The organism is Kitasatospora aureofaciens (assembly GCF_019192735.1).
GTDB classification, from domain to species: domain Bacteria; phylum Actinomycetota; class Actinomycetes; order Streptomycetales; family Streptomycetaceae; genus Kitasatospora; species Kitasatospora aureofaciens_A.
In genome coordinates this window covers 1-9,638 of record NZ_JAHTKP010000116.1, presented here as the reverse complement: position 1 = coordinate 9,638, position 9,638 = coordinate 1, and the positions used below count along the sequence as shown (strand labels likewise).

Annotated in this window: 4 protein-coding genes and 4 pseudogenes; 5 read left to right on the top strand and 3 right to left on the bottom strand. The window is 69.8% G+C overall.

The window, feature by feature from the left end; all coding sequences use genetic code 11:
* Positions 1-125: 125 nt before the first annotated feature.
* Positions 126-428, top strand: a pseudogene (locus tag KV557_RS40820) (M1 family aminopeptidase); the annotation flags it as partial.
* Positions 429-549: 121 nt separating this feature from the next.
* Here KV557_RS40820 and KV557_RS40815 read toward each other — a convergent pair.
* Positions 550-2,880 (bottom strand): annotated as a pseudogene (locus KV557_RS40815) (glycoside hydrolase family 31 protein); the annotation flags it as partial.
* Positions 2,881-3,330: 450 nt separating this feature from the next.
* Here KV557_RS40815 and KV557_RS40810 point away from each other — a divergent pair.
* The 3 genes from KV557_RS40810 (at position 3,331) to KV557_RS40800 (ending at position 6,420) form a co-directional block, all read left to right on the top strand.
* Positions 3,331-4,590 (top strand): extracellular solute-binding protein, encoded by a 1,260-nt coding sequence (locus tag KV557_RS40810; RefSeq protein ID WP_218207138.1) that lies wholly within the window; start codon positions 3,331-3,333, stop codon positions 4,588-4,590.
* 85 nt (positions 4,591-4,675) lie between these two features.
* A complete protein-coding gene (locus tag KV557_RS40805; RefSeq protein WP_308130308.1) occupies positions 4,676-5,572 on the top strand; it encodes a carbohydrate ABC transporter permease in 897 nt (298 codons plus the stop codon).
* Positions 5,569-6,420 (top strand): carbohydrate ABC transporter permease, encoded by an 852-nt coding sequence (locus KV557_RS40800; RefSeq protein ID WP_218207137.1) that lies wholly within the window; start codon positions 5,569-5,571, stop codon positions 6,418-6,420. Before KV557_RS40805 ends, KV557_RS40800 begins: the two co-directional genes overlap by 4 nt.
* A gap of 38 nt (positions 6,421-6,458) precedes the next feature.
* Here KV557_RS40800 and KV557_RS43855 read toward each other — a convergent pair whose 3' ends face one another.
* Positions 6,459-8,228, bottom strand: a complete 1,770-nt coding sequence (locus tag KV557_RS43855) for an ABC transporter substrate-binding protein (protein ID WP_256178705.1) — start codon at positions 8,226-8,228, stop codon at positions 6,459-6,461.
* On the opposite strand from KV557_RS43855, the pseudogene KV557_RS40785 reads away from it, so the two are divergent.
* Positions 8,218-9,399: pseudogene (locus KV557_RS40785) on the top strand (urease subunit alpha); the annotation flags it as partial. The gene KV557_RS43855 and the pseudogene KV557_RS40785 overlap by 11 nt on opposite strands.
* Here KV557_RS40785 and KV557_RS43850 read toward each other — a convergent pair.
* A pseudogene (locus tag KV557_RS43850) lies at positions 9,385-9,638 on the bottom strand (IS200/IS605 family accessory protein TnpB-related protein); the annotation flags it as partial. The pseudogenes KV557_RS40785 and KV557_RS43850 sit on opposite strands and share 15 nt — an antisense overlap.

The window sequence follows — 9,638 nt, the reverse complement described above, 5'->3', positions numbered from 1 at the left end:
GACTGGGACAAGGCCATCGCGCACCCCCTGGTGAACTCGCCGTTCTACTCAGAGAGTTGCGCGATGGCTCTCCCATGACCAGGGGTTACTCCAAGATCCTTGCTACACCACTCCACGGGACGCCATCCGGCGAGGGCTGCTGGAACGCGGTGTCGTGGGCGTCCGACGCCGAGCGCCTGACCAATGCGATGAGCTACTGGGACGCTCACCCCAAGCGCTACGAGACGGTCGTCTACGACTACGGGTCCTGCGCCCTGCACGACCTCCGGCGGTTGATCGGCGCCACCACCATGTCCCGTCTCCTGCACGACTACGCTCGCGCGCACTGGTACGGCGTCTCCACCACATCCGACTTCAAGGCCGCCGCCCGGGCCGCCACCTCCGTCGATCTGACGGCCTTCTGGCGCGAACACCGGATCGACGGCTGAGCGCCGCGCGTCGGCCGCCTCAGCGGGAAAACGAACATGTCCGTAACGAACACGTTCGTCGCAGCAGAAGAGGCAGGGGACGGGGACAAGCACCCCCATCCCCTGCCGCCAAGCAGGCTCAGCCCTCCAGCGGCCCGGCCCCCGCCAGCAGCAGCGAGAACCCGCTGTCCGTGGACTGCTGCGGCGTCTTCACGTGCACCACCCCCGCAGCCGAGTCGTAGAACCACCCCGAGGACGCCGTGTCCAGCTCCGCCTGCGAGGCGTAGCCGTCCATCGGCTGGTGGTCCAGCAGCACCGCCCAGGGCCCGGCGCCCGCGTGGACGGTGAACTCGTAGGCGCGGGCGGCCGGTTTGCCGGCGTAGTCGCCCACGCTCGGGCCGACGTCGACGGTGGTCACGCCGTACCCGCGGCCGACCGAGCGGACCGTGACGTCCTGGGTGGCGCCGGCGCCCTGCTCGTGCGCCCGCGTGGTGCCGTCGTCCTCGTACAGGGTGAAGGAGGACGAGCCCTTGGCGTAGACGTCGTAGGACAGCCGGCCGGTGTCGCGGGTCTGCCAGGACAGCGTGCCCTGGGGCCACATGGGCACGACGGCCCCGGCCCGGACGAACAGCGGCAGGGTGTCCAGCGGCGCCTTGTAGCCGTCGACCGTGGTCGGGCCCTGGTAGGTCTTGCCGGTCCAGTAGTCCACCCACGTGCCCTTCGGCAGGTAGATGCCGTTGCGGACGGCCGAGTCGTCGTAGACCGGGGCGACGAGGAAGTCGCTGCCGCTCATGAACTCGTACTTGGCCGCGTCGCCCCAGGTCTTCGGGTCGTCCGGGTACTCCAGCGCCAGCGGCCGGACGGCGCCCACGCCCGTCTTGTGGGCCTGGGCGGCGAGCGTGTAGAAGTACGGCAGCAGACGCTCCTTCAGCTGCAGGTAGCGCCGGTTGATCGAGGTGTACGGTTCGCCGGCCCGCCAGGGCTGCTTGTCGGCGGCCGCCCAGCCGTCCATCGTCATGATCGCCGGGATGAAGGTCTTCCACTCCAGGTCCCGGGTCTCCACCTTCGGGTCGCTGCCGAAGATGCCGCCGACGTCACCGGTGTTGTAGGCGATGCCGGACATGGTCGCCCCGGCGTAGGTGGGGATCTGCCAGCGCACGTAGTCGTACGTGCCCTTCTGGTCGCCGCTCCACAGCACGCCGCAGCGCTGCGCGCCGGCCCAGGAGACCGGGAGCCAGACGAAGCCGCGGGCGTCGCTGTTCTGCTCGATGCCGTCGTACGCCTTCCGGCAGCCGTCCAGCGCGAACTTGTACCCGGGGCCGACCCAGGCAACGTCGAGCTTGCGCACCCGTACGCCGGCCTTGACCTCCTCGCCCTGGTTGGGCAGGCCGGTGGAGGTCCACAGGCCCAGCTGCATGTGGTGGTCGCGCAGGCCCTGGCCGGTCTGCGGGAGGTTCTCGTAGCCGCAGCCGTAGCCGTCGTTGACCAGCATCCAGCCGAGCGGCTGCTGGTTGGCGGTGTAGCCGTCGGCGACCTTGAGGGCGTCCAGGGTGTGCCGTTCGCCGCGGTTGGCGTTGTGCAGGTAGCAGTCGGAGTCGCCGGGTTCGAGGCCGTAGACGGGCGGCATGAAGGGCTTGCCGACGAGGTCGGTGTACTCGCCGATGATCTTCTTCAGGTCCGGGCCGTAGAAGTAGAAGCCGTCGAAGCGGCGCTCCTGGGCCGAGGTCTGCACCGGATCGTCGAAGCGGTAGACGCCGGGGGCGTAGGTGTGCCGGAAGACGCCGTAACCGGCCGAGGACAGGTAGAAGGGCTGGGAGTTGTTGAAGCCGCCCTCGTTCCAGTTGTAGTCGTTGGCCACGTGGACGGTCCTGCCGCGGTGCGAGAAGGAACCGTTCTGCTCGCCGGCGCCGTAGAACTGCTCCTGCGGTCCGCGGGCGAGGGTCTGGGCCGTCGCGTCCTCGGTCCAGGTCAGGCCGCGGGTCTCCTGCCAGACGGGCTTCCGGTTGTCGTCGGCGTAGAGAGCGAAGCGCAGCGGGTGCTTGTACACGCGCAGCGTGAGGTTCGCGGAGCTGATCGCGTAGTAGTCGCCGGCGTCGCGCTCCTGAACAGTCTTCAGGCTCGGCGGAGTTGTCGCGATCATCTCGCCGACGGGCGGGGCGGTGAAGGTGCCGTCGGGGCTGAACTGCAGGCGGAAGGTGTCGTCGGTGGTGAAGTCGACGCGGGCGCGGGCGGTGCCGGCCTGGATCAGGTAGCCGTCGCCGTCGCGGGCGATCCCGGTGGCGTCGCCGACGGTGGTGGGCTGCGGGAGCAGCGCGGTGGCGGTGTACGAGGAGTTGGTGACGGAGTAGGGCACGACCAGGACCTGGTAGGTGCCCGAGGCCTCGGGGATCACGGCGGTGGTGGGGACGGCGCCCGACTGGTTCTCGGCGACCTTGCGCCCGGCGCTGTCGTAGACGTAGAGGTCGAACTCCATGGCCGGGTCGGGCCAGCTGATCGAGACCGGCACGCCGCCGTCGGGGTTGCCCTGCCAGTAGCCGGCGGGGACGTCGACGGTCAGGGCGAAGCGGTCGCAGACCTTGCCCTCGGGGTCGGCGGCGGCGGTCGGGCAGTGTGCGGGGTCGGGCACGGAGCCGGCGGCGTACGTGGGGCTCTGCCAGGTGACCGTGCGGTGGGCCGGTGAGAGCGTGCCGGCCGAGGGCGTGGCGGCGTGCGCCGCGGGGGCGGCGCCGAGCAGCCCGCAGAGCAGGGCGAGCACGGCGGTCAGGACGGCGCGCGGGCGTGATCGCCTTCGCCGTAAGCGCTTCTTCATGGGCATTCCACCTTTCAAGTCCGCAACGTTCCTGATTGAATCTGCTCACAGAAGCGCGCCATTACACATCTTCACGCAGCACGTCCGACCCTCATCCGCAAAGGCGGTCCTGCAATGAAGCGGCCTCTCCTCGCCCTCTCGGCGGCCACCATGGCCGGAGCACTCGCCCTGTCGGCCTGCAGCAAGGGCTCCGGTTCCGGCTCCACCTCCGCCGACGGCGTCACCACGATCAGGTTCGTCGCCGCCGACTACGGCTCCAACGGCCAGAACCCCGGCCAGGCGTACTGGCAGGGCGTCATCTCCGCCTTCCAGCAGCAGAACCCGGCGATCAGGGTCGACCTCCAGGTCATCAACTGGAACGATCTCGACACCCAGGTCAAGACCATGGTCCAGAACGGCAACCAGCCCGACATCCTGCAGACCGGGGGCTACGCGGACTACGCGAAGAACGGCATGCTCTACCCCGCGAGCGACGTCCTCTCCCCCGCCACCGCCGGCGACTTCGTCCCCGCCCTCGCCAAGGCCGGCGTGCAGGACGGCACCCAGTACGGCGTCCCGTTCGTCTCCAGCGCCCGGATGTTCCTGATCAACAACGCGCTGTTCCGCAAGGCCGGCCTCGACCCCGCCAACCCGCCGAAGACCTGGGACGACGTCACCACCGCCGCCACCGCCCTGAAGAAGGCCGGCGTCGACGTGCCGCTCGGCATACCGCTGGGCAAGGAGGAGGCCCAGGCCGAATCGTTCATCTGGATGATGGGCAACCACGGCGGCTACCAGGACGCCGGCGGCGCGTACACCATCAACTCCCCCGCCAACATGGCGACGTTCACGCAGCTGAAGAGCTGGGTCGACGCCGGCCTGACCGAGCAGAGCCCCGCCGCCGTCAACCGCACCGACCTCACCAAGGACTTCGCCTCCGGCAAGGTCGGCATGCTCAACGGCTTCCCCGGCCAGCTCGGCGACCTCAGGACCATGGACGTCAGCTGGGCCCCGATGCCCGGCAAGGACGGCGTCAGCCCGTCCACCCTGGGAGTGGCCGACTGGGTGATGGCCTTCCGGAAGGGCGGCCACAAGGACCAGATCAGGGCCTTCCTCGACTTCGCCTACCAGCGGGACAACACGGTGAAGTTCGACAAGGAGTACAACCTGCTGCCGGTCACCCGCACCGCGCTCGACGCCCTGCAGACCGACCCCGACGAGAAGGCGCTCCAGCCCTTCCTGCAGATCCTGCCGACCGCCACCTTCTACCCGCTCAGCGACCCGACCTGGCCCGGCGTCTCCGCCCAGGTCAAGACCCAGATCGGCACCGCCGTCACCGACCCGGGGAAGGCCCTGGACGCCCTCCAGCAGGCCGCGGTCCAGGCCGGCCGCTGACCCGGGCCCTGATCGTCCGAAGGCAGCCGACGTCCGAAGGCAGGCGACCTCCGAAGGCAGCCGACGTCCGAAGGAAGGCGACACCGTGTCCCGCGCTCCGACCCCCCGCTCCCTGCTGCGCCGCCTCGGCCCAGTGCCCTGGCTGGCGCCCGCCGTCCTGCTGATCCTCGCCGTGGTCGTCTGGCCGGTGGCCGAGATGGTCCGCACCTCGCTGCGGCGCATCGACACCACCGGCACCGACCACGGCCCGGCCGGCCTGGTCAAGTACCGCAAGCTGTTCGCCGATCCGCGCCTGCCGGAGGTCCTCGGCTGGACGGTGGTGTGGACCGTCGCCGTCGTCGGCCTGACCATGCTGCTGTCGCTCGCCCTGGCGCAGCTGTTCAACCAGAACTTCCCCGGCCGACGGATCGCCCGGTGGGCGCTGATCGCGCCGTGGGCGGCGTCGGTGCTGATGACCGCGATCGGCTTCCGGTGGATGCTCGACCAGGTCGCCGGGGTCCTCAACCGCCTCCTGCTCGACCTCGGCCTGATCGACCGCCCGCAGGCCTGGCTCGGGGACGCGGCGCACGCCAAGCCCTGGCTGGTCTTCGTCGCGGTGTTCGTCTCCCTGCCGTTCACCACGTACACCCTGCTGGCCGGCCTGCAGACCGTGCCCGCCGAGGTGTACGAGGCGGCCCGGGTCGACGGCGCGTCCCGGTGGCAGATCTACCGGAAGGTGACCCTGCCGCTGCTGCGTCCGGCGTTCCTGGTCGCCCTGGTGGTCAATCTGATCAACGTCTTCAATTCCTTCCCCGTCATCTGGGGCATGACCCAGGGCGGGCCCAACGCCGACACGGCCACCACCACCGTGTTCATGTACATGCTGCGGGGCTACGACGTCGCGGAGTCGGCGGCCATGTCGGTGGTCAACTTCGCGGTCGTGATCGTCATGGTGCTGCTCTTCCTCAAGGTCAGCCGCTGGAACGAGGAGGAGAGCCGATGAAACGTCACGCCACCCGTATGACCCGTACGAAACGTCACAGCGCCCGTACTGTCCTGCTGGCCGCCACCGCCTGGGCCCTGGCCGCGCTCTTCCTGCTGCCGTACCTGGAGATGCTCGTCACCGCCGGACGCCCGGCCGACCAACTGCGCGACAACGGGTACCTGCCGGCCGGGTTCGACTGGTCCTCGTTCACCAGCGTGTGGAGCGACACCACGCTCGGCCAGAACCTCCAGGTCACCCTGATCGTGGCCGCCGGCTCCACGCTCCTCGTCCTCGCGGTCGCGCTGCCCGCCGCGTACTACACGGCCCGGGTCCGCTTCCGGGGCCGCAAGGCCTTCCTGCTGCTGGTCCTCGTCACGCAGATGTTCCAGCCCACCGCGCTCCAAGTCGGCCTCTACCGCGAGTTCTTCACCATCGACCTGCTCGACACCATCCTCGTCCTCGTGCTCGCCAACGCCGCCTTCAACCTCGCGTTCGCGATCTGGATCCTCAGCGCCTACATCTCCTCCATACCGGTGGAGCTGGAGGAAGCCGCCCGGATCGACGGCAACGGCCGGCTCGGCGCACTCTGGCGGGTCACCCTGCCCCTGGCGCTGCCCGGCGTGGTGACGGCGGTGATCTTCACCTTCATCGCCGCCTGGAACGAGTTCATCATGGGCCTCACCCTGACCAACTCCCCCGACCGCCAGCCGCTCACCGTCGGCATCAACAACATGATCGGCGCCTACAGCGTCCAGTGGAACCAGGTCTTCGCCGCGTCCCTCGTCGCGATCGTGCCCGTCGTGATCCTCTTCGCCGTCATCGAACGCCACGTCGTCTCCGGCCTCACCGCCGGCTCGGTGAAGTAGCCCCGCAGTGCGCCGGGCGAGCGTGAAGTCGGCTGCCCTCAGACGCGGCGGACCCGCACGCCGCAGTCCGCGATGGCCTTCTCCTGGGCGTCCGTGAGCCCGTCGTCCGTCACGAGGTCGTGGACGTCGGCGAGCGGGCAGATCGAGGCGAAGGTGACCCGGCCGATCTTGGTGCTGTCGGCCAGCACGACCGAACGCGCGCTGCTGCGCAGGAAGGCGCGGTCGGTCTGGGCCTCCATCTCGTCGTGCGTCGTGCAGCCCTCGTGCGCGGTCAGGCCGTCCACGCCGATGAACGCGAGGTCGAAGTGGTAGTGCTGGAGCATGCGTTCGGCCGCCGGGCCGATCAGCTCGTAGCTGGCCGAGCGGGCGATGCCGCCGATCACGACCAGGCGGATCTCGGGGCGGACGATCAGCTCGGCCGCGATGTTGACGGCGTTGGTCACCACGGTGATGCCGCCGCGCTCGCCGAGGACGCGGGCCAGCTCGGTGGTCGTGGTGCCGCCGGTCAGGCCGACCACGGCGCCTTCCGGGACCAGCTCGGCCGCCGCCCGGGCGATCCGCCGCTTCTCCTCCTGCTGCTTCTCGCTGCGGTGGCGCAACGGGAGTTCGAGGTTCACGGCACCGGTGACGGCTCCGCCCCGGGTGCGGTGGAGCAGCCCTTGGTCGTGCAGTTCCTGGAGGTCCCTGCGCACCGTCGCACCCGACACCCCGAGCAGCTCCGAGAGCGCGTGCACATCTGCGCTCCCCGCCTCCGCAATGTGGGCCAGGATCCGGGCAGCGCGATCAACTTTGAGCATGACCGGAGTGTAGCCCCGGCCCGCTCCACCGGCCGAACCACGGGATGTTCCCGCGTGGCCCAACGCCGGCAGGGAACAGGCGCTGCGCAAAGATGCTCGAACTTGCCATGCTCCAATCAATGCCGAACAGGCGCCCCACGTGCGGCCGTCCTCTCCTCCCCCGCCATCGTTCAGCGGTACGGTGTCCTGCCCCGAGCTCAGCAGGAGAACACGATGAGCGGCACGGCACTGATCGGCCGGGAGGCCGACCTGCAGCGCATCGACGTAGCTCTCGGTGGGGATGAGGTAGCCGCCGTCGACGTCGCCGGTGAGCATGGCGTTGGTGCGGGCGGAGGGGTCGGTGAGGAAGCTGAAGACGGCCTTCCTGGACTTGGCCTTGGTGCCCCAGTAGTCGTCGAAGCGCTGGAGTTCGATCGACTGGCCCTTGGCCCAGGTGCCGAGTTTGAAGGGGCCGGTGCAGTCGAGGCTTCCGGTGGTGCCGTAGTCCTTGCCCGCCGCCTCGACGCCGGCCTTCGCGGCGACGACTCCGGCGGCGGTGGCCATGTACTGGGGGAACTGGGAGTCGGGCTGCTTGAGTTTGACGGTGACCTGGAGCGGGCCGGTCTTGTTGACCGACTCCACGTTCTGGAACACCTGGGCCCAGGCCGCCGCGTTGTCCGGGTTCGTCTGCCGGCCGAGGCTGTACACGACGTCGTCGGCGGTCATGACCGTGCCGTCGTGGAAGTGCACGCCGGAGCGCAGGTCGTAGACCCAGGTCGTCGGGTCGGGGTTGGACGCCTTCTCCGCCAGGCCGGGGGCCAGGGTGAGCTGGGGCGTCCAGCGCATCAGGCTCTCGCAGACGTTGGCGAGGATGGTGTTCTGCGGGTAGTCGAAGGCCTGGATGTAGTCGAGGGTGGGCGGTTCGGCGTACAGGGCCCAGGTGAAGGAGTCGATCCCGCCCTTGGCCGGCGGGGTGGACGCGGACAGCTGGAAGCCGGACCGGTCGGAGCCGCCGCCGGTCGGCTTCGGCAAGACCGCCCGCGACGGCCTGCACCTGAAGGCCGCCGCCGTCCGGGACACCTGCGACCTCGTGATCAGCAACGTCCTGGTGATCGACGCGATCCAGGGCGTCCGCAAGACGTCGATCGGCATCGGGGAGGGCCTGATCGCCACCACCGGCGCCGTCGACACCCACGTCCACCTGATGTCCCCCCGCATCATGGAGGCCTCGCTCGCCTCCGGCGTCACCACCGTCATCGGCCAGGAGATCGGCCCCGCCTGGGGCGTCGGCGTCAACTCCCCGTGGGCGCTGCGCCACGCCTTCAACGCCTGGCCGGTCAACATCGGCTTCCTCGGCCGCGGTTCGTCCTCCCACCCGGCGCCCCTCGTCGAGGCGCTGGCCAAGGGAGGGGCCTGCGGGTTCAAGGTGCACGAGGACATGGGCGCCCACACCCGCGCGCTGGACACCGCGCTGCGCGTCGCCGAGGGCCATGACGTCCAAGTCGCTCTGCACACCGACGGGTTGAACGAGTGCCTCTCCGTCGAGGACACCCTCGCCGTCCTGGAAGGCCGCACCATCCACGCCTTCCACATCGAGGGCTGCGGCGGCGGACACGTCCCCAACGTCCTGAAGATGGTCGGCGTGCCGAACGTCATCGGTTCCTCCACGAACCCCACCCTGCCCTTCGGCCGCGACGCGGTCGCCGAGCACTACGGCATTATCGTCTCCGTCCACGCCCTCAAGACCGACCTGCCCGGCGACGCCGCCATGGCCCGCGACCGCATCCGCGCCGGCACCATGGGCGCCGAGGACGTCCTCCACGACCTCGGAGCCATCGGCATCCCCTCCTCCGACGCCCAGGGCATGGGCCGCGCCGACGAGACCGTACGCCCCACGTTCGCCATGGCCGGCAAGATGAAGGCCGAACTCGGCCCGATGGACGGCGACGGCGCGGACGACGACAACACCCGCGTCCTGCGCTACATCGCCAAGCTCACCATCAACCCGGCCATCGCCCACGGCCTTTCGCACGAGGTCGGCTCGATCGATGTCGGCAAGCTCGCCGACATCGTCCTCTGGCGGCCCGCGTTCTTCGGCGCCAAGCCGCAGATGGTCCTCAAGGCCGGGTTCCCCGCCTACGGCGTCGCGGGCGACCCGAACGCCGCCACCGAGACCTGCCAACCGTTCCTATTCAGTGAGCAGGAGTGAGTCTTGGACCCATTGCCTGTCGCTGCGCGCATCCCGAACGGTTTTGGGTGCGCTGGTCGCCCGCGTTCCTTGAGTTGTCCCTGTCCGGGCGCGTAGCTCTGGGCTGCGGTCCGTGACGGGGCGGCGGGTCTCCTCACGTCCTCGGGTGCCTGGTCCGGCCTGGGCGGTCCGATGCCCGCCGGCATCGCTCTGGTGCCGGCGGGGCGGTGTCGTCCGTCGCCGGATCGGGTGTC